Origin of the sequence: Streptomyces sp. NPDC005648, assembly GCF_040605395.1 — a bacterium.
Lineage (GTDB): Bacteria > Actinomycetota > Actinomycetes > Streptomycetales > Streptomycetaceae > Streptomyces.
This window is the reverse complement of sequence record NZ_JBEXCS010000015.1, coordinates 30,411-54,931: the sequence shown is the minus strand read 5'-3', so window position 1 is coordinate 54,931 and position 24,521 is coordinate 30,411. Positions and strand designations below refer to the sequence as shown.

The following is a 24,521-nucleotide window of genomic DNA, read 5'->3' as shown; positions in this document are numbered from 1 at the left end:
TGGTGCTGGCTGAAGGAATGCCGGTCCGGGCGTCAGCGGCCGCTCTGTGGCCGCGACTTCCGCGCCGTCAGGAACACCACCGCGCCGCCCGCCACCAGCAGGAGGGCGGTGCCCGCCCGCAGCAGGACTCCGTCGGCGCCCGTGGCGGCGAGGCCGCCGCCGGTCGTCGTACCGCCGGTTCCCGACCCGGAGCCGGACGAACCGGCGGTGGCCGTGGCCGACGGGGACGCGGAGGCGCTGGGCGACGGGCTGGACGGGGCCGAGCCGGTGGCCTCCACATCGATCGCCGCGGTGTCGTTCGCCGTGTCGTCGTCACGGTTGGGGTAGTCGGGGTTCTCCACCGCCTTCACGCTGCCCCGCGCGCCGGGGACGACCCGGTCGATCCGCACCTTGAACTCCTGGGTCACGGAGTCACCCGGCCGGAAGTCGGTGCTGGCGATGGCGCAGGTGTAGCTCTTCGCGCCGGCCTTGCGCGGTGTGCAGTTCCACAGCGGCCCGGGGTCGCCCTGCTCGCTGGGTCCGGGGGCGCCGGTGATGGTGGTGCCGGCAGGCGGGGTGACCACGAAGGTGCCGGAGTTGTCCGCGTCCGACCAGGGGAAGCCCATCCGGCCCGGTCCGGTGTTCTGCACCCCCACGGTGATGCTCACGGTGTCGCCGACCTTGCCCTCGACCGTGTCACCGAGCGCCTCGTAGTCGGCGTGCTGGGTGGTGGCGAAGGTGCCGTACCCGGAGCCGGTGAAGCCGGAGCCGGAGGGGACGGACTTCAGGCCGAGCGGTGCGCCGGTGCCGGTCTTCGGGAAGGCGGACGGGTCGAAGGAGTCGGGCGCGGTGCCGCCGACCGGCCACACGACGTAGGTGTTGTAGCCGTACATCGTGTCGTTGGAGGCGCTGTAGCGCAGCGGCACGTCCGTCTTGTACGCCGTGCCGGGCGCGACCGGGGTGTCGAAGCGGCACCAGGCGCCGGCTTCGGGCGAGTCCGCGTAGTGGCAGTTGGAGTGCTCGTGGGCGAGGGAGACGCCGACGGAGTCCTGCACCAGCAGCATGACGCCCTTGCCGGCGGGCGCGGTGCCGGTGTTGGCGAAGGCCGGGGTGCGTTCGAAGACGGCGCCGGGCGCGATGCCCTTCAGCGCCGGGTAGGGCCGGGCGACGAGCTTCGGGCCGCCGACCATCACGTCCGTCTTCCCGGTCACGGTGGGCGCGTCGGAGGCGGTGGCGGTGTAGGTGATGACACCGGTGTCACCCGCCTTGGCGGCCGCGGTGGGCTTCAGGAAGAACGGGTCGATCGACTCCTTGCCCGACAGCGGGCCCACATCGCACTTGATCTTGAGGGAGCCGGTGCTCACGCAGTCCCCCGTGACCTCCATCGTCGCCTTCCCGGCGAGTGACGACGCGTCTACCGCGACCGAGACGTCATGGGCGTCCCCGCCCGAGGCGGTGATGCCGAGGTTCAGGTTCGGTCCCTCGCCGCTGGTCGGCAGGTAGTAGTTCTCCTGGGTGTCCAGGACGAGCGTCGTTCCGGCGGCGTGCGCCGCCGGCGTCGCGAGCGCCAGCGCGGCACTCGCGAAAGCGGCGGCTGCCGCTGTCCGATACGTTCTGCGTAGTCTCAGCACACAACGTGGACACGCCAAACCACCGGAAGGTTGCGCCCGGGCAACCGCCGCCCGACGAACAGGCGTACGTACCCGGTGCACGACGGCCGTCCACCTGTCCATCGGGATGTCCGACGGGTATCCGTGAGACCGCCGCCGTGCCAGGTCGGCCGGCAGGCCTACAGGAACGAGTTGATCTCGATCGTCTCGTCCCGGCCCGGGCCCACACCGATCGCCGAGATCGGCGCGCCCGACATCTCCTCCAGCGCCTTGACGTACTGCTGGGCGTTCTTCGGGAGGTCGGAGAACGACTTCGCCTTGGTGATGTCCTCGGACCAGCCCGGGAGGGTCTCGTAGACGGGCTTCGCGTGGTGGAAGTCGGACTGCGAGTACGGGAGTTCCTCGACGCGCCTGCCGTCGATGTCGTACGCGACACAGACCGGGATCTGCTCCCAGCCGGTGAGGACGTCGAGCTTGGTGAGGAAGAAGTCGGTCAGGCCGTTCACGCGGGTCGCGTAGCGGGCGATGACCGCGTCGAACCAGCCGCAGCGGCGGTCACGGCCGGTGGTGACGCCCCGCTCGCCGCCGATGCGGCGCAGCGCGTCGCCGTCCGCGTCGAACAGCTCGGTCGGGAAGGGGCCCGAGCCGACCCGGGTCGTGTAGGCCTTCAGGATGCCGATGACCCGGCTGATCTTGGTGGGGCCCACGCCCGCGCCCGTGCACGCGCCACCGGCGGTGGGGTTGGACGAGGTGACGAAGGGATACGTGCCGTGGTCGATGTCCAGGAGCGTGCCCTGGCCGCCCTCGAAGAGGACCACCTTGTCGTCGTCCAGCGCCTGGTTGAGGACCAGGACCGTGTCGGCGACGTACGGCTTCAGCCGGTCCGCGTAGCCCAGCAGCTCCTCGACCACCTGCTCGATGGCGATCGCGCGGCGGTTGTAGAGCTTGGTCAGCATCTGGTTCTTGACGTCGAGGGCCGCCTCGACCTTCTGGGTGAGGATCGACTCGTCGTACAGGTCCTGGACCCGGATGCCGACGCGGTTGATCTTGTCCGCGTAGGTCGGGCCGATGCCGCGCCCGGTGGTGCCGATCTTCCGCTTTCCGAGGAAGCGTTCCGTCACCTTGTCCACCGTCACGTTGTACGGCGTGATGATGTGAGCGTTACCGCTGATCAGGAGCTTGGACGTGTCGACGCCTCGCTCGTTCAGCCCGTTCAGCTCGGAGAACAGGACCGACGGGTCGACGACGACACCGTTTCCGATGACCGGGGTGCACCCCGGCGAGAGGATCCCGGAAGGGAGGAGGTGCAGTGCGTACTTCTGGTCGCCGACGACGACCGTGTGACCGGCGTTGTTGCCGCCCTGATAGCGCACTACGTAGTCGACCGACCCGCCTAGCAGGTCCGTCGCCTTTCCCTTGCCTTCGTCACCCCACTGAGCACCGAGCAGCACAAGTGCGGGCACGCGCGTACACCCCTTCCGGGCGGGGCATGTCCAAGGTCAGGGGCGTACGCGGCACGGCCCTGTGCCTCGTACACCGGCGACCTGCTTCGGCCACCGACGGCCGTCGTACGGCCGCGAACCCGTCGGACCCGGATGCCCCGGAATAGACGAAGCCCCTGGCGCAATAGCGCAAGGGGCTCTTGCACAAAGATGCTACCCGAGGAAGCGAGGCAGGACCGAGGTGGCGACTTCCGCGACTTCCGATCAGCTGCTGGTGGTCATCGATCCGATCGCCAGACGGACGGACGGGGAGTCGGTACGTATCGCGAAAGACGTGCTCAGCGCGGGTGCGCAGACGAAGGTGTGCCTGCCGGAGGGACCGGAGGAGTTCGCGCGGGCGCTGGCCCGGCGGGGCTCGCGCCGCCCGGTCGTGATCGGCGACGACCGCGCGCTGGTCCGTGCCGTGTCCGTGCTGCACCGCCAGCGCGAGTTGGCCGGATGTGCCCTGTCGATGGTGCCGGTGGGCGCCGCGCTGACCGTGGCGGGGGCGCTGGGCGTGCCCATGGGCGCGGTGGCGGCGGCGCGGGCGGTGCTCGACGGGGTCGTACGACGGCGGGACCTGCTGGTGGACGACAGCGACGGCGTGGTGCTCGGCGCGCTCCGCATCCCGCCGGTGGCTCCGCACCCCCCGTCGCTGGACGTCGGCCGCCCCTGGCTGCGCACCGCCCAGTCCCTGGTACGGACCCTGGTCCCGGCCCGCGAGACCCCGCTTCCCGCGCCACGCGCCGCCCGGCTGCGGGTCGAGGTCGACGGCGAGACGCTGGTGGACCTGGACCAGCCGGTCGAGGCGGTGTCCGTGTCCCCGGGCGCCGCGGGCCTGGCCCAGGTCGAGGTCCGCCCCCTCTCGGTGGGCGCCGAGGCCTCACCCCTGCTGGCCCTGGGCCGCACGGTGAGCGTCTCGGGCGCGGATTTCCGGTACCGGGCGGACGCGGGCGTGTGGGGACCGGTACGACGACGGACGTGGACGGTGTGGGAGGGGGCCTGGGGGCTTACGGTGCCGGGGGCTTCCTAGGGGGTGTTTCGGCGACGAACACGAGGGCTTCGCCGTCGAGGTGATCCCTCACCGCTCGGCCACAGCCTCGTGATCGCTTTCGTCCTTCAGTCCCACCCCGGTGATCCCCAGCTCCCGCGCCCTCTCCATCAGCACCGCCAGCTTCCCCGCCGCCGCCTCGTACGTCAGGCCCAGCGGGGGCCGGATGTTGCTCAGGCAGTTGCGGTCGGCGTCCGTCGTCTCCCCCGGCCTAGGCCGGTACGTCAGGTACGCCCCCAGCGAGTCCGCCGCCGACATCCCCGGCCGTTCGCCCACGAACACGACCACCGTCGCCGCGCCCATGGCCCGCGCGATGTCGTCACCGAGGGCCACCCGGGCCTGTTCGGCCAGGACCACCGGGGCCACGCTCCAGCCCGGCAGCCGGGTCACCGTCTCCCGCACCATCGCCGCCGCGTGCTCGTGCACCGCACGGCTGGACAGCCCGTCCGCGACCACGAACACCACGTCCCAGTCGCCGGCGGGCAGATGCGCGCGGTCCATGGGGTCCAACCGGCGCCCCAGGTCCGGGCGTTGGAGGTACGTCAGCCGGTCGGCCGCCGCACTGCGGACCCGTACCGTGGGAAGACCGGCCAGTCCCCCGGCCACCACGTCCGGTTCGAACGGCGAGTGCACCGCGTCTCGGGCCGCCGCGTGCGCGGACTGGAGCTCCAGCCGGTGCCGGGTCGGGAGCGCCGTACCCGCGCGGCCCAGGCCGATACGTGCCTGGGTGTGCCGGCGCAGGGCGGACCAGAGAGGCAAGTCACCCACGAGGGGCTCCACTCGGCTGTTCGTCATGCCGCCAGTTCCCTTCCGATCGCCGTCAGGGGATGCGTCGAGTCCGACGGCACCTCCCTGATCGAACCCGCTTCGTCCAGCAGCCCGATGGACCCCAGCCACGCCTCGAACTCCGGTGCCGGGCGCAGACCCAGCACCTCCCGCAGATACAACGCGTCGTGGTAGGAGGCCGATTGGTAGTTGAGCATGATGTCGTCGCCGCCCGGCGTGCAGATCACGAAGGAGGCGCCCGCGACGCCGAGCATCGTGAGCATGGTGGCCACGTCGTCGTCATCGGCGTCGGCGTGGTTCGTGTAGCAGATGTCCAGGCCCATGGGCAGGCCGAGGAGTTTGCCGCAGAAGTGGTCCTCCAGGGCGGCCCGGAGGATCTGGCGGCCGTCGTACAGGTACTCCGGGCCGATGAAGCCGACGACCGTGTTCACCAGCAGGGGCTCGTAGCGGCGGGCCACGGCGTACGCCCTCGCCTCCACCGTCTGCTGGTCCACTCCGTGGTGCGCGTCGGCCGACAGGGCACTGCCCTGGCCGGTCTCGAAGTACATGACGTTGTCGCCGACGGTCCCCCGGCCGAGCCCCCGCGCCGCCTCGTACGCCTCGTCCAGCAGACCGAGCGTCACACCGAAGGACGCGTTCGCCGCCTGGGTGCCCGCGATGGACTGGAAGACCAGGTCGACCGGCGCACCGCGCTCCATCAGGTCCACGCTCGTGGTGACATGGCACAGGACGCAGGACTGGGTGGGGATGGAGTAGCGGTCGATCACTCCGTCCAGCAGCTCCAGCAGGTCCCGGACCGCCTTCGGGCTGTCCGTCGCCGGGTTGATGCCGATCACCGCGTCGCCCGAGCCCAGCAGCAGGCCGTCGAGCAGGGCCGCCGCCACCCCGGCCGGATCGTCCGTCGGATGGTTCGGCTGCAGCCGGGTCGCCAGCCGGCCCGGCAGGCCGATCGTCGAGCGGAACGCCGTCACCACCCGGACCTTGCGGGCCACGGCCACCAGATCGGCGTTCCCCATCAGTTTCGAGACCGCCGCGACCATCTCCGGGGTGAGGCCCGGCGCCACCGCGGACAGCGCCTCGCTCCCCGCCGCCAGCAGCCACTCGCGCAGTTCCCCGACGGTCATCCCGGCCACCGGCGCGAAGGCGGCCGTGTCATGCGTGTCCAGGATCAGCCGGGTCACGTCGTCGGTCTCGTACGGGATCACCGGCTCGGTCAGAAAGGTCGCCAGCGGCACTTCGGCGAGGGCCCAGCGCGCCGCGACCCGCTCCTGCGCGCTCGTGGCGGCGAGGCCGGCGAGCCGGTCGCCGGAGCGCTCGGGGCTCGCGGCGGCGAGCAGACGCGCGAGGGAGCCGAAGCGGAAGCGTTCGACGCCGAGAGTGGACGTGTAGACGGTCATGGCCCCGACCGTACGAGCGACGTGTTGCCGACAGATTGCGTCAGATTTCTAAAGGTCTGGTTGACAAACATTTAACCCCCCGAGACCCTTGCTCGACTCATTCGGGCCACAGAGTTCCGGTCCAGTACAACCAGCGAGAAGCAGGAGAGGGGCCACCGGCGATGGCAGTGGACGAAGGAGTCGCCCCGGCGACCACAACGGACGGCGAGGGCACGGTTCACCGGCTGAAGCCCAACGCCGTAGGCCTACTGGGCGTGGTCTTCATGGCCGTCGCCACCGCCGCGCCGATCACCGCGATGACCGGCAACGTGCCCTTCATGGTGTCGTCCGGCAATGGCATCGGCGCCCCGGCGAGCTATCTCGTCGCAATGGTCGTCCTGGCAATCTTTTCCGTCGGCTTCACCTCGATGGCGAAGCACATCACCTCGACGGGCGCCTTCTACGGCTTCATCTCCTACGGCCTCGGCCGCACCGCGGGCCTGGCGTCGGGCCTCCTCGCGACCTTCGCGTACGCCGTCTTCGAGCCCGCGCTGATCGGCATCTTCTCGACCTTCGCCACCGGAACCTTCAAGGACCAGACGGGACTTGACATCCCGTGGTGGGCCTTCGCCCTGGTGATGCTCGCCGTCAACGCCGTGGGCACCTGGTTCGGCGTCTCCGTCGCCGAGAAGCTCCTGGTGGTCCTGCTCGGCACCGAGGTGACCGTCCTCGCCGCGATGGCGATCTCGGTCGCCCTGCACGGCGGCGGCCCGCACGGCTTCACCTTCGGCCCGGTCAACCCGGTCAACGCCTTCAAGGGCACGTCCGCCGGTCTCGGCCTGTTCTTCGCGTTCTGGTCCTGGGTCGGCTTCGAGTCGACGGCGATGTACGGCGAGGAGTCCCGCGACCCCAAGCGGATCATCCCCAAGGCCACGATGATCAGCGTCCTGGGCGTCGGTGTCTTCTATGTCTTCGTCTCCTGGATGGCCATCATCGGCAACGGCGAGACGGAGGCGGTCAAGGCCGCATCCTCGGCGAACCCGCTCGCCCTGTTCTTCAACCCCACCGAGCACTATGTCGGCCACTGGGCGGTCGACCTCATGCAGTGGCTGATGATCACCGGCTCGCTCGCCTGCGGCATGGCGTTCCACAACTGCGCCGCCCGCTACATGTACGCCCTGGGCCGCGAGGGAGTCATCCCCTCGCTGCGGAACACCATCGGCCGCACCCACGCCCGACACGGCTCCCCGCACATCGCGGGCCTGGTGCAGACGCTGGTGAGCGCGGTGCTGATCGTCGGGTTCTGGCTCACGAGCAAGGACCCGGCCAACGCCCTCTACGTGCTGCTCGCCATCCTCGGCACGATGGCGATCCTGATCGTGCAGGCCGTGTGCTCCTTCGCGGTGCTGGTCTACTTCCGCAAGAACCACCCCGAGAGCCGGCACTGGTTCCGGACCTTCGCCGCCCCGCTCATCGGTGGCGTCGCGATGCTGGCGGTGGTGCTGCTGCTGGTGTCCAACATGAGCGTCGCGGCGGGCTCGGAGTCCGGTTCGCTGGTGCTGAAGGCGACCCCGTGGCTGGTGGGCCTGGTCGCGGCGACGGGCGTCGGCTACGCCCAGTACCTCAAGCGCCGCTCGCCCGAGCGGTACGCGCTGCTGGGGCGGACGGTGCTGGAGGAGACCAAGGAGCGCTAGCCGTACGGGAGTTGGGCGCGGCGCAGACGAGGCCGTACCCTGCGAGGCATGGTCGCCAACCTGCGAGGCACGGTCGCCGACTCGGCCTCGGCCGGATTACGGCGGCGAATCGCCGCGTGTGTCACGGCAGTTGCCCTTCTCGCAAGCACCGTTCTCCTCGGAGCCGGGGTCGCCACGGCGGCCCCGGCTCCGGTGTCTTACCGGTTCACCTGCGGGTTCCCGGTCATCGGTGGTCAGCCGATGACCGCGACGGTGGTGTGGCCCGCCCCGGCCACCCTCGCGGTCGGCGAGCTGTCGCCGCAGGCGCGGATCGACGCGAAGGCGGTCGTCGGCCACAAGGTCACCGACTCGCTGAAGCTCGTCCACGCGGACACCGTCGAGGGCACGGCGGATGTGCACACCGTCGTGGCGGCACCGCAGGGTGACACCGACAGGACCGTGACGCTCACGGTGGCCAGGACGCGGGTCCCCGACTCCGGCCCGCTGACCGTCCATGCGACCGGGGCCCTGCCCCCGCTCGTCTTCGGCGAACCGGGAGCGGCGCGGATCGTGGTCGACCGGGTCGACCTGCACTTCACCGGGCGGGGATCGGTGCCGATCGGCAGCATGAACGGACCGTGCGAGCTGGACTCCGGACAGGACGGACTGCTGGCGAGGCTCACCGTCGTGTCGTCGAGGGCCGGCCACCCGAGCACGCGGAACGGACCGGCCTCGGCCGTCGGCTCCCCCTCGGCACCCCCGGCCGCCGCACCCGGCACCACGAGCGACGGCTGGAACTTCATGGCCACGCTGTACACCCTCACCGCACTGCTGGCCATGGCGGCGGCCGCGGTCGGCCTGGTCTGGTGGGCCATGAGCCGACGACGCCGCTAGGGCGTGCCCTAGCCCGCGCCGAAGCGCTTCTCCCGGTGGATGCGCCAGCGCTCCATCATGGCCGCGACCTCGCTCTCTACGAACTCGAAGAACGCGAGCGTCTCGGCCATCCGCCGCCCGGCCGGGGTGTGCTCGCCGAGGCTGGTGACGCCCTCCCGCAGCGCGCCCTCCCACCGCTTGATGAGGGCCTCGCGGTTGGTCAGCGCCTCGTACCACTGGTCGCCGTGCACCCGGTACCGCTCCCGCCGTGAACCGGGCTCCCGCTCCCGCGAGACCATGTGCGTCTGGGCCAGGTAGCGCACCGCGCCGGACACCGCGGCCGGGCTGATCCGCAGCTGTTCGCCGAGGTCGGCGGAGGTCATCGCGCCCTCGTCCGAGGAGAGCAGCGCGGCGAAGACCCGCGCCGGCATCCGCGGCATCCCGGCCTCGACGAGCTGCGCCGCGAAACTCTCCACGAACTTCGAGACCGCCTCCGGATCACGCCCCATCTCGTCAGCCATGGCCACCACCCTAACCGGGCTTCATGGACTTCTTTAACTTCACAAATTTCTGAAAGAAGCGTACGTTCTGAAGCATGACGAAGGCAAACCTCGCCATCGAGGTAACCGGCCTGCACAAGTCGTTCGGCAGGACCCACGCCCTGGACGGTCTCGACCTGCACGTCGAGACCGGCGAGGTGCACGGCTTCCTGGGCCCGAACGGCGCCGGCAAGTCCACCACCCTCCGGGTCCTGCTCGGCCTGCTGCGCGCCGACTCCGGCGCCGCCCGGGTGCTGGGCCGCGACCCGTGGCGGGACGCCGTGGAGGTGCACCGCCGGATCGCGTACGTCCCCGGCGACGTGACGCTGTGGCGCAACCTCTCCGGCGGCGAGGTCATCGACCTCTACGGCCGTCTTCGCGGGGGCATCGACAGCGCTCGTCGCGCCGACCTGATCGACCGCTTCGAGCTGGACCCGACCAAGAAGGGCCGCACCTACTCGAAGGGCAACCGCCAGAAGGTCGCCCTGGTCGCCGCGTTCGCCTCCGACGTGGACCTGCTGATCCTGGACGAGCCGACCTCCGGCCTGGACCCGCTGATGGAGGAGGTCTTCCAGCGCTGCGTGGAGGAGGAGCGGGACCGCGGCCGTACGATCCTGCTCTCCTCCCACATCCTCAGCGAGGTCGAGGAGCTGTGCGACCGGGTGAGCATCATCCGCAAGGGCCGCACGGTCGAGTCCGGCTCCCTCGCCGACCTGCGCCATCTGACCCGGACGAGTCTGACGGCCGAACTCGCGGGCCCTGCCAACGGGTTGGGGCAGTTGCCGGGCGTCCACGATCTCGACGTACAGGGCAGGCGGGTGCGGTTGCAGGTCGACACGGATCAACTCGACGCCGTACTGCGCCAGTTGAGCACGTCGGGGGTGCGGTCCCTGACCTCGACGCCGCCGACGCTGGAGGAGCTGTTCCTGCGCCACTACCAGGAGGTGTCATGACCTCCCTCACGGGCACGCGGGTGCTGCTCCGCTTCAACCTGCGCCACGACCGGCTGATGATCCCGGTATGGGTGGCGGTCAACGCCCTGATGGTGCTCTCCATGCCGAACACCCTCAAGGGCCTCTACGGCACCGAGGCCGAGCGCACCGACCTGCTGCGCCAGGTCGCCGGCAACGCCTCCTTCCGCGCCCTGATCGGTCCCGTCTTCGGCGATTCCCTGGGCGCGCTCACGGCCTGGCGCGTCGGGGTCTACGCGGGCGCGCTCGCCGCCGCCACCAGTCTCCTGGTCGTCGTACGCCACACCCGGGACGAGGAGGAGAGCGGCCGGCAGGAGCTGATCGCCTCCGGCGCGGTGGGGCGCCGGGCCTCGCTGACGGCGGCCCTGCTGGCGGCGGGGGTGGCGAACGCCGTACTGGCCCTGCTGGTCGCGGCCGGCCTTGCCGCCCGGGGAGCCGCCGGAGCGGTGGCCTTCGCCCTGGGTCTGGCGGCGGTCGGGATGGTCTTCGCCACGATGGCGGCGATCGTCGCCCAGTTGACGGAGAGCGCGCGGCTGGCGCGCGGTCTCACGGCGGCGGCGCTGGGCGCGGCCTTCGTACTGCGCGCGGCGGGCGACTCGGCGCGGGACTACGGTTCGTCGGTGCTGACCTGGCTGTCTCCGCTGGGCTGGCTGGAGAACCTGCGCCCCTTCGCGGGCGAACGCTGGTGGGTACTGTTCCTGTTCACGGCGGCCATCGCTCTCCAGGCGGCCGTGGCCTATGGGCTGGCGGGCCGCCGGGACGTCGGCATGAGCTTCCTGCCGACCCGGCCCGGCCCCGCGACGGGCCGCCTCGGCACGGCGGGCGCGCTCGCCTGGCGCCTGCAGCGAGGCGGCGTCCTGGGCTGGTCGACCGGCTTCTTCCTGGCCGGTGTCGTCTACGGCGGTCTGACCGACTCGGTGGCGGACCTGGTGGGCGACAACAGGAACGCCCGGGAGATCTTCGAACGGATGGGTGGCCACAGCGGGCTGACGGACGCGTTCCTGGCGTCGATGACCGGCATGCTGGGTCTGATCGCCGCGCTGTACGTCGTGGCGTCCGTACTCCGCCTCAACGGCGAGGAGACCTCGGGCCGGGCGGAACCGCTGCTGGCGAACCCGGTCGGCCGCCTCCGCTGGGCCGCCGGCCATCTGGCAATCGCCTTCGGCGGCGCGGTCCTCATCATGGTCCTGGCGGGCCTCGGCTTCGCCGTCGGCTACGGCAAGGAGGTCGGACCGGTCCTGGGCGCGTGTCTGGTGCAGGTGGCCGGGGTGTGGGTGATCGGCGGGCTGGCGGTGCTGCTGTACGGCGTGCTGCCGAGGGCGGCGACGGCGGCCTGGGGTGTCGCGGGCGCGGTCCTGCTGATCGGCTGGGTCGGCCCGGCGCTGGACGTACCGCAGGCGGTGCTGGACATCTCACCCTTCGGCCATCTGCCCAAGCTGCCGGGCGCGGAGATGAGTTGGGGACCGGTGCTGGCCCTGCTGGGGCTGGCGGCGGCGCTGGTCGGCATGGGCCTGGCGGGCCTGCGACGACGTGACCTGACCACCTGACGACGCGGTTGTCCGACCCCCCGCGGCGAACCGGGACGCGGGAGACGACGTCCTTGTGAGCAGGGAGCGCAGCGGTGTGGAGGCTGCGCCGAGCGGCGGTCAGAGGTGGGGAACGCGATGATCCTGGTACTGCTGGGCGTGCTGGTGCTCGTCATCGGCGGATGCGTCTGTGTGGTGTGGGCGTCCCGGGGCGGGCCCCGCTGGGTCCGCGCCGTCTCGACACTGACGCTCGCCGCGGGCGAAGGCGTACGCCGCTTCGAGTGGAGCCGGCGCGAGAACGGCACCTCCGACGGCGGCTAGGGCCCTAGGAGCAGGTCACCCGCAACCCCTCCAGTCCCCGGATCACGAAGTTCGGCTTCCGCTTCGGCTCCTCGGCGAGGGCGAGGGCCGGGGCCTTCTCCAGGAGGGCCGTCATGGAGGCGGCCAGTTCGATACGGGCCAGGGGCGCGCCGATGCAGTAGTGGATACCGGCGCTGAAGGAGATGTGCGGGTTGTCCGTGCGGGTGAGGTCGAGCCGCTCGGGGTCGGCGAAGACGGCCGGGTCGTGGTTGGCGGAGCCGAACAGCATCGCGACCTCCGCGCCCCGCGGGATCGTCGTACCGTCGATCTCGATCTCGTCCAGCACCCACCGCTCGAAGAGCTGGAGCGGGGTGTCGTAGCGCATGAGCTCCTCGATCGCGCCCGGGATCAGCGAGTGGTCGGCGCGGAGTGCTTCGAGCTGGGCGGGGTTGCGGAAGAGGGCGTACCAGCCGTTCACCGTGGCGTTGACGGTCGCCTCGTGGCCGGCGTTGAGCAGCAGGACGGCCGTGGAGATCATCTCCTGCTCCGTGAGCCGGTCGCCCTCGTCGTGGGCGGCGATGAGCCCGGAGATCAGGTCGTCGCCGGGGTGCTCGCGCCGCTCGGCGATCAGCTCCCGGAGATAGTCCGAGAACTCGACGGACGCCCGTACGGCCCGTGCCGCGACCTCCTCCGGCGGGTTCAGCTCGTACATCCCGCAGATGTCCGCCGACCAGGGCCGCAACGGCGCACGGTCGGCCTCCGGGATGCCCAGCATCTCGGCGATCACCGCGACGGGCAGCGGCTCGGCGACATCGCTGAGCAGATCACCGCCGCCGCTCTCGACGAGCCGCTCCACCAGTTCCCCGGCGAGGTTGCTGACGTAGGGCTTGAGCCGCTCCACCGTCCTGGGCGTGAACGCCTTCGACACCAGCCGCCGGATCCGGGTGTGGTCCGGCGGCTCCAGGTCGAGCATCCCGTGGTCGTTGAGGGTGTGGAACGGCTCGTGCGCGGCGGACGGCGCGGTCCGGCCGAACTCCTCGTGCGTGAACCGGTGCACATACGTCCGCCCCAGCCGCCGCTCCCGCAGCAGCGCCGAGACATCGGCGTGGTGCGGGACGAGCCACTGGTCGGTCGGCTCGAAGTAGTGCACGCGCCCCTTGGCACGCAGCTCGGCGTAAGCGGGGTAAGGGTCGGCGAGAAACGCCGCGTCCCACGGATCGAAGGCTGCCATGAGTGGACGCTAACCCGGCGCCCCGGGCTCTGACCAGGGGTGTTCCTTCAGGTGGTCGATCAGTGCGGCGAAGACGGGGGCGGGGAAGGAGAGGGTGGCTCGAGCGGGGGCCTTGGAGTCGCGGACGGATATGCGGGTGGGGAAGGGGGTGGCTATCTCGACGCAGGTGTTGCCGTCGCCGCCGTCCGAGTACGTGGACTTTCGCCAGTTCATCACAGTTCCTTGGTCAAGCGGTGGATGAAGTCGCGAGACGCTGCGGGGTCCAGCGAAGCGTCCTTCACCTTATGCAGGAGCGCACGGAGCTGCTTCAACTGCGGTTCCGCGTCGATGAACGCGGTGCCGGTGGGCGAGTCGCGAAGTCCTGTGTCCAGACGGGGCACCGGGCCACCCGCGTACAGCATGGAGGCTCCCATACCGGCGAAGCCGTCCTGCTCAAAGGGGATGATCCGTACGGTCACATGCCCCTGCTCGATCTGGTCGAGGATCTGCCGGAGCTGGGCGAGCGAGCTCCGGCGATCCGCGACGCGGACGCGCAGGGCGCATTCGTGAATGATCGTCTCGTAGGGAGTCGGCTGGTCGCCCTCGATGACGCAACGGCGCTTCATCCGGTGCTCCACCCGAGGGTTCAGCTCACTGTCGGGCAGGCCGGGCCTCATGTACGCGTAGAGCGCGCGGGCGTAGTCGGCGGTCTGCAGGAGCCCCGGCACATGGGTGATCACGATCTCGTGCAGGAACGTGGCGTGGTACTCGACCTCCGCCGTGTCCAGGAACACCGGGGGCAGCACACCCCGGTACTTCTCCCACCAGCCACGCGTGCGATCGCCGGCCATGGCCGCCAGAGCGTCGATGAACGCCTCGTCCTCGCAGGCGTAATGAGCCGCGAGCCTGCGGATCCGCTCCGCACCGACGGCCGCGATCCCCGCTTCCACCTGGCTCATCTGGGCCGGGGTCGAGTCCAGGAAGGCCGCCACCTCACGCGATTTCAGGCCTGCGGCCTCACGCAGCTTGCGCAGCTCCGAACCCAGACGAACCTGACGCGCGGTCGGATGACTCCTCGCCGCCATGCACTCTCCCAACAGCCCTGCCAGCATGCCCCGTTCGTGTGCCAGATTACGGCAACGGCTTGCACAGGCCGAATATTTCGCCTTACCGTTGGTGACGCAACGAACACACTGCGGAAGTGCACCGCTCCGCCCTGCCATGACGGCCGCGGCACCGCCACCGCACAACTCCCCTCCACCACAACGGAGTTCCCCCATGCCCGAAACCTGGGAGTACACCCTCTCCATCCCCAACGACCCCCGCGCCGTCACCGTCTGTCGCCGCACCCTGCGCCTGATCCTGACCCTGCACGGCCTGATCACCCTCGTCGACACCGCGGAGCTCCTCGCGGCGGAGCTGGTCTCCAACGCCGTACTGCACACCAAGGGCCCCGCCGCCCTCCGTATCCGCCACTCCCCCGGCGTACTCCGCCTCGGCGCATGGGACGCGGACCCCGAGCCGCCCGACCCGCCCCGCCCGTTGCATCACCTGACCGACGCCGAGAACGGCCGCGGCCTGTCCCTGATCCGCGCCTGCGCCGACGTATGGGGCTGGCAACCGCAGTCGAGAAACGGCAGCCGGGGCAAGTACGTGTGGTGCGAACTGACGGCGGCGTGAGGGAGCTGCCTTCACTCAGTCGCCCGCCGTTTGGCGGACCCGCTAGCTTGGGGTCACCAAGCGGGCCTCGTATGCGAAGACCGCTGCCTGGGTGCGGTCTCTCAGGCCCAGTTTCACCAGGATGCGGCTGACGTGGGTCTTGATGGTGGACTCGGCCACCACCAGGCGCTCGGCTATCTCCGCGTTGGACAGGCCCTGGGCGATCAGGACCAGGACCTCCGTCTCGCGTTCGGTGAGGTCGCCGTAGGCCGCCTGGGCGGACTGCATGATGCGCGGGGTCTGGGAGAGCTTGGAGAACTCGGTGATCAGGCGCCTGGTGACCGTGGGGGCGAGGAGCGCCTCGCCCGAGGCCACCACCCGCACCCCGTCCGCCAGTTGGCGGGCGGAGGCGTCCTTGAGGAGGAAGCCCGACGCGCCCGCGCGCAGCGCCTGGTAGACGTACTCGTCGAGGTCGAAGGTCGTCAGAACCAGCACCTTCGAGGTCGTGTCGGCGGCCACGATCTCGCGGGTCGCCTCGATGCCGTTCAGTTCGGGCATACGGATGTCCATCAGGACGACGTCGGGGGTGAGTTCGCGGACGCGGTCGACCGCCTCGCGGCCGTTGACCGCCTCGCCCACGACCTCGATGTCCGGCATCGCGTTCAGCAGGACCGAGAAGCCCTCGCGCACCATCATCTGGTCGTCCGCGATGAGTACGCGGATCGTCATGCCTCTCCTTCGCTCCCGGTGGCGACCGGCAGGAACACCGTCACCTCATAGCCTCCCTCGTCCGTCCGGCCCGCCGTCATCTCGCCGTTCAGCATCGTGACGCGCTCCCGCATGCCGGTCAGCCCGTGACCGGCGCCCGGTGAGGGCTTCACCAGCGAGGGGTTCGGCGGCGGGTCGTTCACTATGCGCAGCCCCAGACCGCCCAGCACATAGCCGATCTCCACGCGCGCGCCCGCCCCCGGAGCGTGGCGCAGGGTGTTGCTCAGCGCCTCCTGCACTATGCGGTACGCCGACAGCTCCACGCCCTGCGGGAGTTCACGGACCGCCCCGGTCGTCGTCCGCTCCACCCGCAGGCCGGTCTCCCGCACATTCGTGAGGAGCCCCTCCAGGTCCGCGAGGGTGGGCTGCGGGGCGTCCGGCGCCTCGTAGTCCTCGGCGCGGACCACGCCCAGCACCCGGCGCAGTTCGGTCAGCGCCGCCACCGCGTTCTCCCGGATCGTGGCGAACGCCTTCTCCAGCTCCGGCGGCGGGTTCTCCACCCGGTACGGCGCGGCCTCCGCCTGGATGGCGACGACCGACATGTGGTGCGCGACCACGTCGTGCAGCTCGCGGGCGATCGTCGTGCGCTCCTCCAGGAGGGTGCGCCGCGAGCGCTCGTGTGCGGTCACCGTCTGCTGGGCGGTCACCTCCTGGCGGGCCTGACGGCGGATGTGCCAGACGGCGACCGCGAGGAGGATCAGAGCCGAGAAGGACAGCATCTGGGCGGTGTTGGTGTCGAAGGTGGAGTGGCCCCAGCTGAAGAAGGTGGCGACCACCACGCCGTAGACCCCGGTCAGCGCCCACATCCAGGCCGCCGTGCGCGGCCGGGTCCGTATCGCCACGATCGTGAGCACGAACAGATGGCAGGCGAACGCTCCCGGCAGCCACGGCCACTCGGTGTCCCAGCCCGAGCCGATCACCGAGGCCACCGGGGTCGCCGCCATCGACACCCAGAACGCGCCGATCGGCCGGACCATCGTCAGCAGCACCGGCACCAGGGCCAGCAGACCGAGAACGAAGTTGTCGCCGGCGCCCATCACCGCGCTGTTCGCGGCGATCAGCATGGCCAGGACGGCGAACGCGGTGACCACCGCGTGCGGGATCCAGGTCGTGTACTCCCGCGGACGGCCGCGCAGGCGGCGGACGAGCGGGTCGTCCAAGCTCAGACGCGGCAGCGGGCGGTAGGCGAAGGCGTCGTGGAACAGGTCCTGCCGCATACCCCGCAGGGCGTCCACGGCCGCCCGGTACTCCGGACTGCTCGGCTTGTACGCCTCGTACGCAGCCTCCGTCGGGTCCGGCGGGCTCGTGGGCGTCGTGTGGGTCGTCTCGGTCACATCAAGAACGGTAGGCGGAGGCGAGTACCGCGGTCGTCACCAGTGAGAGGGGTCCTTCGGCATCAGCCTCAAGTACTACGGGTAGGGCGGAGGGGCGGGGGGCGGAGCAGGTCACCGCCCCGACGGCCGTACCAGACCCGACTCGTACGCGAACACCGCCGCCTGCGTGCGGTCCCGCAGGCCCAGCTTCACCCGCCCACCGACCAGCCGCCGAACCCCCGTCTCCGTCACGCGGACCAGCCTAGACACGACGGGGTCCCACCGGTCTCGCCCGATCGGACGAGGGAAACGAGGGAGATCACCCGGCTCAACCCGCTGTGGCCGCTGGCCGTCGTCCTCCACAGACGGCCGGCGGCGACGCCGGTCGTCACGGCATCGGTTCGCACCGGGACCGTACCCTTGCGGCATGCGCATGCGTCCGACCCTGAGCTGGACCCCTGCCGAGGACCTGCCGCCCGGCACCACGGATCTGGGGCCGGTCGTCGATCTGCTGCGCGCCGGCGGTGTGCTGGTGCTCAGCGGGGCCGGCATCTCCACGGAGTCGGGCATCCCCGACTACCGGGGCGAGGGCGGGAGCCTGGGGCGGCACACGCCGATGACCTATCAGGACTTCACCGCCAGTGCCCAGGCCCGTCGCCGGTACTGGGCACGCAGTCACCTCGGCTGGCGTACCTTCGGTCGTGCCCGCCCCAACGCCGGGCACCGTGCCGTGGCTGCGTTCGAGCGGCACGGGCTGCTCTCGGGTGTGATCAGCCAGAACGTCGACGGTCTGCACCAGGCCGCCGGCAGCGAGGACGTCGTAGAGCTGCATGGCAGCCTGAGTCGGGTCGTCTGTCTGTCCTGCGGTGCTGTCAGCCCGCGTCGCGCACTCGCCCTGCGTCTGGAAGAGGCCAACCCGGACTTCGCACCGACAGCCGCCGGAATCAACCCCGACGGCGACGCCGACCTCACCGACGCTCAGGTCGGCGACTTCCGTGTAGTGCCCTGCCTGGTCTGCGGCGGCGTCCTCAAGCCGGACGTCGTGTTCTTCGGTGAGGCGGTTCCGGCGCCGCGGGTCGAGCAGTGCCGCCGGCTGGTCCGGGAGGCGAGATCACTTCTGGTGCTGGGCTCCTCCCTGACCGTGATGTCCGGGCTACGGTTCGTCCGCCAGGCGGCCCAGGCCGACAAAACCGTCGTCATCGTCAACCGGGACCCCACCCGCGGCGACCAGCACGCCCTCACCCGCGTCGCGCTCCCCCTGGGATCCGCCTTGACCAGCGTCGCCGGCCAGCTGCACCTCCGTGTCGACACGGAGCCCGCCGCGCAAGCCGCCGGAGAGGCCTGAGCACGCTGCTCCCCCACACCGGCCAGGCTCGCCCTGCCGTACCGCCCATCGAAGCCGGCCCCCTTCAGGGCGCTCCGAGCACACCCCCCTCGGCCGCGTCACCACGCCAACTGGGCGATCTCCTCCGCGACCACCGCGCACGCGTCGGCCGCCGGGTCGATCAGGGGGAAGTGGCCGACGTCCTCCAGCAGCGTCAGCCCCACCATCTCGCCCGCCTTCGCCGCCGCGTCCGCGTAGGACTCCGCGACCACCTGGGGGACGTCGAGGTCCGCGCGGCCCTGGACCAGGGTGGTCGCGATGCCGGTGGGGAGCAGGAGTGCCGGGTCGGCGTACGGGCGCCGATCGGCGAACTTCTCTCCGGTTCCCAGGAGTTGGCGTACGGCACCGCCGCACACGTCCAGCTTGTCCGCCACCTCGAAGTCCGCGATCGGCGCGAGGGCGACGACCCCGCGCAGTAGCGCGGGACGGGCCGTGCGCCAGGGCGCGTCCGCCGGAAGGCAATGGCGTGCGGCGGCCCACAACGCCAGGTGGCCGCCCGCGGAGTGCCCGGTGATCACCATGCGACGCGGGTCGGCCTGCGGCAGCGCCTCGCGCGCGAGCGCCGGCAGTGCGTCCAGTGCGGCGGCCACGTCGTCGAAGGTGTCCGGCCAACGGCCCGCTACGGCACCGCCTTCCCCGCCCCCGTCGCCACCCTGCGCCGGGATCAGCCGTCCCCGTCGGTACTCCACGCTCGCCACCGCGAACCCTCGCCTGGCCAGGAAGTCCGCGAACGGTGAGATATGGCGCCGGTCGTACGGCGCCCGCCACGCACCGCCGTGCAGGACGACGACCAGGGGCACGGGCGTGGCCGTGGGCTCCAGGTCGCGCGGGGCGTAGAAATCGATCAGCTGATCCGGGTCGTCGCCGTACGCGGCGGTGGAGTCGGGGTCGACCGCCGGGTGCGAGAAAGCCGACTCCTCCTCGGCGGCGGCCCGGGCTGCTGCGGCGTCGTCCGGCATGCTCCAACCTCTCAGCGACATAATGGGTTTGGGGATTTCGGCGGACCAGGTGGAATTCGGCCGTTGGCGGGGACGGTACCAGGCCGGTGACGTGCGCCGACACGCGGATGTCACGCTCGGTGAGGGAGATCCCGCGAGGATGTGGGGCAAGGCGGTAGGTAAAGCCGAGGGGAAACGGTTCTGCGGACCCGTGAAACGGCTGTGGGCCGGACGGCACCGCGGCCCGCCCGGCCCACCTCCTCCGAAAGCGCTGCGAGGCCCCCGAAAGCGCTGCGAGCTACCCGCCCAGCGTCTCCGCCAGCACCCGAGCCGCCCGTTCCACGTCCGCGAAGCCGACGTACAACGGTGTGAAGCCGAAGCGGAGGACGTCCGGCCACCGGAAGTCGCCCACCACGCCCCGCTCGACGAGTCGCTTCATCACGTCCCCGGCGTCCTCGCAGCGCAGCGCGACCTGGCTGCCCCGCTCGCCGTGGGCCACGGGCGTCACACACTCGACGCGGCCCTCGTCGACGTACGCGGAGACGCACTCCAGGAAGAAGTCCGTCAGCGCGAGGGACTTGGCGCGCACCGACTCGATCGAGACGCCGTCCCACACCTCCAGCGCCGCCTCCAGGGCGAGCATGGAGAGGATGTCCGGTGTGCCGACGCGACCGCGCAGGGCGCCGGACGCCGGTGTGTAGTCGGGGCGCATGCCGAAGGGTTCGGTGTGCGAGTTCCACCCCGGCAGCGGGGAGTCGAAACGGTCCTGGAGGTCTCGCCGTACATACAGGTACGCCGGTGAACCCGGGCCGCCGTTCAGGTACTTGTAGGTGCAGCCGACCGCCAGGTCGACCCCGTGATCGTCGAGCCCGACCGGCAGCGCGCCCGCGCTGTGGCAGAGGTCCCAGACCGCGAGCGCGCCGGACGCGTGGATCGCTGCCGTGAGAGAGGGCAGGTCGTGCAGGCGGCCCGTGCGGTAGTCGACATGATTCAACAACACGGCGGCCGTACGGTCGTTGAGCGCACCCGGCACCTCCGCCGGCGTCACCGGACGCAGCGTGCGGCCGGTCATACGGGCCGCCGACTCGGCTATGTAGCCGTCGGTGGGGAAGGTGGTGGCGTCGACGAGGATCTCGTCGCGGCCCTCCCCCGCCATCCGCACCGCGCCCACAAGTGCCTTGAAGACATTGACACTTGTGGAGTCGCCGACCACGATCTGCCCGGCTTCCGCGCCCACCAGCGGGGCGATCCGGTCGCCGATCCGCTCGGGCGCCGTCCACCAGCCGCTCTCGTCCCAGGAACGGATACGGAGCGCGCCCCACTGGCGTCGTACGACGTCCTCGACGCGGCCCGGGACAGCGGCCGGCAGCGCGCCGAGCGAGTTGCCGTCCAGGTAGACGACCGCGGCGTCAGCGGCATGATCAGATGCTGCGTCGAGCACGAACTCGGCCCGCTTGTCCGCCAGTTCATCGGCGGCGTCCAACTCGCTTGCCCTGCTCACCAGTTCAGACATGGGACCGCGCCGTCCACAGCTCGGGGAACACGCTCTTCTGGGCGCGCTTCTCCAGCCAGGCGACCCCGGCGGAGCCGCCCGTGCCGGCCTTGGAGCCCATCGCTCGGCGGGTGGCCACGAGGTGGTCGTTGCGCCAGCGCCACACCAGCTCCGCGACATCGGTCAACGCCTCGCCCAGACGGGCGAGTTCATCGTTCTCGGGGCCGGAGTAGAGAGCCGTCCAGACGGCCTCGACCTCCTCCGACGGCTCGTAGCGGAGCGAGACGTCACGGTCGAGCACCGCCGCCGGAATCGCGTGCCCGCGCCGCGCGAGCAGCCGCAGCACCTCGTCGTACAGGCTCGGCTCGTGCAGGGCCTTCTCCAGCTCCGCGTGGACGCGGGGCGCGCCCCGGTGCGGGACCAGCATGGACGCGGACTTGTCGCCGAGCAGGAACTCCATGCGCCGGTACATCGCCGACTGGAACCCGGAGCCCTCGCCGAGGGCCGAGCGGTAGGAGTTGAACTGCGCCGGGGTCAGCTGGCCGAGCGGCTTCCAGGAGGCGGTCAGCGCCTCCAGCTCACGGACGGACCGCTTCAGCGCGGCGACGGCCGTGGGCACGTCGTCGCTGCGCAGCGCGCCCGCCGCGGTCTCCCACTCATGGACGATGACCGTGAACCACAGCTCCATCACCTGGGTGGTGACCAGGAAGACCATCTCTCCGGGATCGTCGGAGAGGGTGTGCTGGAGGTGGGTGAGCACGTCCGCCTTGACGTAGTCCTCGTACGGCGTCGTGCCTTGGAAGTCGAGATGCGGGGTCTCGGGCTCCTGGGTTTCGTGAGCCTCATGGGACATCGCTGTCTCCTGTATTACTCCGGGTAGCGGTCCGCACCTGCCGTCTTCGGCAGGACGCCCCGGTCCCCGCGGCAAATCTTCTTCGATGGTCCCGCGAAAACGCAAGGTCCGCCTGAGCAGATCAGACGGACCTCACACCCGGCCGGACAGCCGCGGGGTCAGCCCAGCGTCTGGGCCGCCGTCGCCGAGGAGTCCTTCAGGAACTGGGTGCAGCGCTCGTACTCCTCCTGCTCGCCGATGGATCCGGCGGCGCGGGCGAGGGCGTGCAGGGCGCGCAGGAAGCCACGGTTCGGCTCGTGCTCCCAGGGCACGGGGCCGTGCCCCTTCCAGCCGTTGCGGCGCAGGGAGTCCAGGCCCCGGTGATAGCCGGTCCGGGCATAGGCGTACGACTCCACGACACTGCCCCGCTCGAACGCGTCGTCGGCCAGCTGGGCCCAGGCCAGCGAGGAGGTCGGGTACTTCGCGGCGACGTCCGCGGGCGCGGTGCCGTTCGCCAGCAGCTCGCGGGGCGCGGGGTCGTCGGGGAGGTGGGTCGGGGGCGGACCCCCGAGAAGATTCTCGTGAATGGACATGCCTTCCAGTCTGGCCCATCGGCGTACACTCCGACCCGCTGACCTCGCCACCCCAGCGGCCCACCGGTCGCCCTGCCACAGGAGCAGCGTGGCCATGGAGTGGCGGAGGTCGTGGAAGCGGATTCGGCTCCCAGCTCCAGCGCGTCATGCCGCCCTGAGTGGCGCCCTGGGCGGCACTCAGGAGCCCCCGAACGATCCACCTGCCCGTTGGCACCTACGACAGGTTGTGCCAGGCGTGGCTACAAGTTCCTCGGCACTCCGTTTTCCTTCGTCGCGTGTCAGTCACGGCGAACGTGGACAAGAGGACGCGAATGGACTTCAGGTACTCACCGGGGGGCAGATTCACGATCTTCCCCATTTGTTCGAGTGTCGGCTCTCGAACAATCAACACTGCCGGGGTCATGGTCGGCTTGACCCCCGATCGCGCCAGCCCCTCACGCGCGTCGTCCACTGTTGCATGGGCTTGCATGGCGTAGCGAACAACCTCGTGGAGTACGGCTCTCTGTTCAACCTGCTCCAGCGAAGAGAACCAGGCCACAGCGTCGCCCAAGCTCCGAATCCCCTGGGCAACCTCGTTGATGATCCGCTCTGATGCTCGCAAGTGCTCACCTACTCATGACAGCGCACCCCCGCATGCGTCCCACGCGATCAGGCGATCCGCTTCGCCGCCCGCTCCCCCTCCAGTGGTGGTGCCGTGAGTGCTCCGTGGGTTCGGCATTCGGGGCGGCGGCAGCCCGGGGGGAGGGGGCGGACCGTTGTGAAGGCGACGGTTGCTCCGACCAGGAGGACCCCGGCGCACAGCAGCATCGCGCGGTGGAAGGCGTCGTCGAAGGCGGTCGGGGAGAGGTAGGTCTCCGGGCCCATGCCGGCGAGGAGGGGCAGGGCGGCGACCGCGATCAGGCCGGCCGCGCGGGCCGCCGCGTTGTTGATGCCGCTCGCCAGGCCCGCCCGTGCCGTGTCCACGGAGCCCAGGACGGTGGAGGTCAGCGGGGCGACCAGGGTGACCATGCCGGTGCCGAGGACCAGGAGGGCGGGCAGGAGGTCGGTGACGTACGAGGCGCCCGGGCCGACTCTCAGCATCAGGAGCATGCCCGCCGCGCACAGGAGCGGTCCGACCGTCAGCGGGATACGGGGGCCGATACGGTCCGCGAGGGCCCCCGAGCGGGCGGAGAACAGGAGCATCATCGCCGTCGTCGGGAGCAGGGCCGTGCCCGCGGCCAGCGGCGACCAGCCCAGGGCCACCTGGAGCTGGAGTGCCGCCAGGAAGAAGAAGCCGCCGAAGGCCGCGTAGACGCAGAGGGTGACCAGGTTGACGGCCGTGAACTGGCGGGAGGCGAAGATGTCCAGCGGCATCATCGGGTCCGGGCGGCGCTTCTCGACGTAGACGAAGGCCACGCCCGCCGCGACGCCCCCGACCGCCGTGAGGACGACGGCGAGGGAGCCCTGACGGGCCTCGATCAGCGCGTAGGTGACGAGGGCGAGGGACAGGGCGCCCAGGACCGCACCGAGGACGTCGAAACGGCCGTGGCTGCGGCTGTCCGACGACTCCGGCACGTGCCGGACGGCGATGGGGGCGCAGAGCAGGGCCAGCGGGACGTTGACGAGGAAGACCCAGCGCCAGCCGGGACCGGTCACCAGCCAGCCGCCCAGGAACGGGCCGACCGCCGCGCCGATGCCGCCGAAACCGGACCAGAGACCGACCGCCCGGCCCCGGTCGTCGGGGTGGAAGGACGCCTGGATCAGGGCCAGCGAGCCGGGGGTGAGGAGGGCGCCGCCGACGCCCTGCAGGGCACGGGCCGCGACGAGGACGCCGACGTTCGGGGCGAGACCGCACAGCAGGGACGCGGAGGCGAACCAGACGACACCGATCACGAAGATCTTGCGGCGGCCGTAGCGGTCGCCCAGGGAGCCGCCCAGCAGGATCAGGCCGGCCAGGGTCAGCATGTACGCGTTGACCGTCCACTGCAGGGCGGCCAGGTCGGCGTCGAGGTCCCGGCCGATGCGTGGGAGCGCGACATTGACAACCGTCGAGTCCAGCATGGCCATGCTGGAGCCGAGGACGGTGGTGAGCAGGATCCACTTGCCCTGCGCGGAGGACAGCCGGACGTCGGGCATGGTCCCAGGTATACAGGGAGCCCGGCGCCGTAGCACCGGGCTCGCTGTGAAG

General features: G+C 70.9%; 24 protein-coding genes and 1 pseudogene. 8 read left to right on the top strand and 17 right to left on the bottom strand.

Features of this window, described 5'->3' with window-relative positions:
- Window positions 1-32 precede the first annotated feature (32 nt).
- Together ABZT17_RS11565 and ABZT17_RS11560 are read right to left on the bottom strand one after the other, a co-directional pair.
- Complete coding sequence (locus ABZT17_RS11565) at window positions 33-1,610, bottom strand: hypothetical protein (protein WP_356346829.1); 1,578 nt, start codon at window positions 1,608-1,610, stop codon at window positions 33-35.
- A gap of 158 nt (window positions 1,611-1,768) precedes the next feature.
- Window positions 1,769-3,052 (bottom strand): adenylosuccinate synthase, encoded by a 1,284-nt coding sequence (locus ABZT17_RS11560; RefSeq protein WP_356346827.1) that lies wholly within the window; start codon window positions 3,050-3,052, stop codon window positions 1,769-1,771.
- 220 nt (window positions 3,053-3,272) lie between these two features.
- Here ABZT17_RS11560 and ABZT17_RS11555 point away from each other — a divergent pair, with 220 nt between their 5' ends.
- A complete protein-coding gene (locus ABZT17_RS11555) occupies window positions 3,273-4,103 on the top strand; it encodes a diacylglycerol kinase (protein ID WP_356346824.1) in 831 nt (276 codons plus the stop codon).
- A gap of 48 nt (window positions 4,104-4,151) precedes the next feature.
- Here the strand turns inward: ABZT17_RS11555 and eutC are convergent, their stop codons facing one another.
- Both eutC and ABZT17_RS11545 read right to left on the bottom strand, forming a co-directional pair.
- Complete coding sequence (gene eutC / locus ABZT17_RS11550; protein ID WP_356346822.1) at window positions 4,152-4,916, bottom strand: ethanolamine ammonia-lyase subunit EutC; 765 nt, start codon at window positions 4,914-4,916, stop codon at window positions 4,152-4,154.
- Window positions 4,913-6,304, bottom strand: coding sequence for an ethanolamine ammonia-lyase subunit EutB (locus tag ABZT17_RS11545; RefSeq protein ID WP_356346819.1), 1,392 nt, complete (start codon window positions 6,302-6,304; stop codon window positions 4,913-4,915). The genes eutC and ABZT17_RS11545 overlap by 4 nt, the downstream gene beginning before the upstream one ends.
- A gap of 161 nt (window positions 6,305-6,465) precedes the next feature.
- Between ABZT17_RS11545 and ABZT17_RS11540 the strand changes: the two genes are divergently transcribed.
- Both ABZT17_RS11540 and ABZT17_RS11535 read left to right on the top strand, forming a co-directional pair.
- Window positions 6,466-7,977 carry an APC family permease gene (locus tag ABZT17_RS11540; protein WP_356346817.1) on the top strand — a complete coding sequence of 504 codons (1,512 nt, stop codon included), beginning with the start codon at window positions 6,466-6,468 and terminating at the stop codon, window positions 7,975-7,977.
- Window positions 7,978-8,025: 48 nt separating this feature from the next.
- Entirely contained in the window at window positions 8,026-8,850 is an 825-nt protein-coding gene (locus ABZT17_RS11535; RefSeq protein ID WP_356346814.1) for a DUF6801 domain-containing protein, read from the top strand.
- Window positions 8,851-8,858: 8 nt separating this feature from the next.
- Here the strand turns inward: ABZT17_RS11535 and ABZT17_RS11530 are convergent, their stop codons facing one another.
- Window positions 8,859-9,350, bottom strand: coding sequence for a MarR family transcriptional regulator (locus tag ABZT17_RS11530; protein ID WP_356346812.1), 492 nt, complete (start codon window positions 9,348-9,350; stop codon window positions 8,859-8,861).
- A gap of 74 nt (window positions 9,351-9,424) precedes the next feature.
- Here ABZT17_RS11530 and ABZT17_RS11525 point away from each other — a divergent pair, with 74 nt between their 5' ends.
- The 3 genes from ABZT17_RS11525 to ABZT17_RS11515 all read left to right on the top strand — a co-directional run bounded on the left by ABZT17_RS11525 (window position 9,425) and on the right by ABZT17_RS11515 (window position 12,186).
- Window positions 9,425-10,321 carry an ABC transporter ATP-binding protein gene (locus tag ABZT17_RS11525; protein ID WP_356346810.1) on the top strand — a complete coding sequence of 299 codons (897 nt, stop codon included), beginning with the start codon at window positions 9,425-9,427 and terminating at the stop codon, window positions 10,319-10,321.
- Entirely contained in the window at window positions 10,318-11,886 is a 1,569-nt protein-coding gene (locus tag ABZT17_RS11520) for an ABC transporter permease (RefSeq protein ID WP_356346808.1), read from the top strand. Before ABZT17_RS11525 ends, ABZT17_RS11520 begins: the two co-directional genes overlap by 4 nt.
- A gap of 117 nt (window positions 11,887-12,003) precedes the next feature.
- Window positions 12,004-12,186, top strand: coding sequence for a hypothetical protein (locus ABZT17_RS11515; RefSeq protein WP_356346805.1), 183 nt, complete (start codon window positions 12,004-12,006; stop codon window positions 12,184-12,186).
- A gap of 4 nt (window positions 12,187-12,190) precedes the next feature.
- Here the strand turns inward: ABZT17_RS11515 and ABZT17_RS11510 are convergent, their stop codons facing one another.
- Genes ABZT17_RS11510 through ABZT17_RS11500 form a run of 3 tightly spaced genes read right to left on the bottom strand, consistent with a single transcriptional unit; the run spans window position 12,191 to window position 14,460 of the window.
- Window positions 12,191-13,396 carry a cytochrome P450 gene (locus ABZT17_RS11510; RefSeq protein WP_356346803.1) on the bottom strand — a complete coding sequence of 402 codons (1,206 nt, stop codon included), beginning with the start codon at window positions 13,394-13,396 and terminating at the stop codon, window positions 12,191-12,193.
- A gap of 9 nt (window positions 13,397-13,405) precedes the next feature.
- A complete protein-coding gene (locus ABZT17_RS11505) occupies window positions 13,406-13,609 on the bottom strand; it encodes a DUF397 domain-containing protein (protein ID WP_356346801.1) in 204 nt (67 codons plus the stop codon).
- Complete coding sequence (locus ABZT17_RS11500) at window positions 13,609-14,460, bottom strand: helix-turn-helix transcriptional regulator (protein WP_356346799.1); 852 nt, start codon at window positions 14,458-14,460, stop codon at window positions 13,609-13,611. The genes ABZT17_RS11505 and ABZT17_RS11500 overlap by 1 nt, the downstream gene beginning before the upstream one ends.
- 193 nt (window positions 14,461-14,653) lie before the next feature.
- On the opposite strand from ABZT17_RS11500, the gene ABZT17_RS11495 reads away from it, so the two are divergent.
- Entirely contained in the window at window positions 14,654-15,055 is a 402-nt protein-coding gene (locus ABZT17_RS11495; protein WP_356346796.1) for an ATP-binding protein, read from the top strand.
- A gap of 42 nt (window positions 15,056-15,097) precedes the next feature.
- Here the strand turns inward: ABZT17_RS11495 and ABZT17_RS11490 are convergent, their stop codons facing one another.
- The 3 genes and pseudogenes from ABZT17_RS11490 to ABZT17_RS11480 all read right to left on the bottom strand — a co-directional run.
- Window positions 15,098-15,763 (bottom strand): response regulator transcription factor, encoded by a 666-nt coding sequence (locus ABZT17_RS11490; RefSeq protein WP_356346793.1) that lies wholly within the window; start codon window positions 15,761-15,763, stop codon window positions 15,098-15,100.
- The gene (locus ABZT17_RS11485; protein ID WP_356346791.1) at window positions 15,760-17,136 is read right to left on the bottom strand and encodes a histidine kinase; all 1,377 of its coding nucleotides are present in this window, start codon (window positions 17,134-17,136) and stop codon (window positions 15,760-15,762) included. The genes ABZT17_RS11490 and ABZT17_RS11485 overlap by 4 nt, the downstream gene beginning before the upstream one ends.
- Before the next feature lie 111 nt (window positions 17,137-17,247).
- Window positions 17,248-17,385: pseudogene (locus ABZT17_RS11480) on the bottom strand (DNA-binding response regulator); the annotation flags it as partial.
- A 157-nt stretch (window positions 17,386-17,542) separates the two neighbouring features.
- On the opposite strand from ABZT17_RS11480, the gene ABZT17_RS11475 reads away from it, so the two are divergent.
- Window positions 17,543-18,460, top strand: coding sequence for an NAD-dependent protein deacetylase (locus ABZT17_RS11475; RefSeq protein ID WP_356346788.1), 918 nt, complete (start codon window positions 17,543-17,545; stop codon window positions 18,458-18,460).
- Window positions 18,461-18,558: 98 nt separating this feature from the next.
- Here the strand turns inward: ABZT17_RS11475 and ABZT17_RS11470 are convergent, their stop codons facing one another.
- The 6 genes from ABZT17_RS11470 to ABZT17_RS11445 form a co-directional block, all read right to left on the bottom strand.
- Window positions 18,559-19,458 carry an alpha/beta hydrolase gene (locus ABZT17_RS11470; RefSeq protein ID WP_356346786.1) on the bottom strand — a complete coding sequence of 300 codons (900 nt, stop codon included), beginning with the start codon at window positions 19,456-19,458 and terminating at the stop codon, window positions 18,559-18,561.
- A gap of 277 nt (window positions 19,459-19,735) precedes the next feature.
- Entirely contained in the window at window positions 19,736-20,950 is a 1,215-nt protein-coding gene (gene kynU / locus ABZT17_RS11465; RefSeq protein ID WP_356346783.1) for a kynureninase, read from the bottom strand.
- Window positions 20,943-21,782, bottom strand: a complete 840-nt coding sequence (locus ABZT17_RS11460) for a tryptophan 2,3-dioxygenase family protein (protein WP_356346781.1) — start codon at window positions 21,780-21,782, stop codon at window positions 20,943-20,945. Before ABZT17_RS11460 ends, kynU begins: the two co-directional genes overlap by 8 nt.
- A 158-nt stretch (window positions 21,783-21,940) precedes the next feature.
- Entirely contained in the window at window positions 21,941-22,354 is a 414-nt protein-coding gene (locus ABZT17_RS11455; RefSeq protein ID WP_356346779.1) for a DUF3151 domain-containing protein, read from the bottom strand.
- A 214-nt stretch (window positions 22,355-22,568) separates the two neighbouring features.
- Window positions 22,569-22,955, bottom strand: a complete 387-nt coding sequence (locus ABZT17_RS11450) for a DUF5958 family protein (RefSeq protein WP_356346776.1) — start codon at window positions 22,953-22,955, stop codon at window positions 22,569-22,571.
- 47 nt (window positions 22,956-23,002) lie between these two features.
- Window positions 23,003-24,469 carry an MFS transporter gene (locus ABZT17_RS11445; protein WP_356346774.1) on the bottom strand — a complete coding sequence of 489 codons (1,467 nt, stop codon included), beginning with the start codon at window positions 24,467-24,469 and terminating at the stop codon, window positions 23,003-23,005.
- Window positions 24,470-24,521 lie beyond the last annotated feature (52 nt).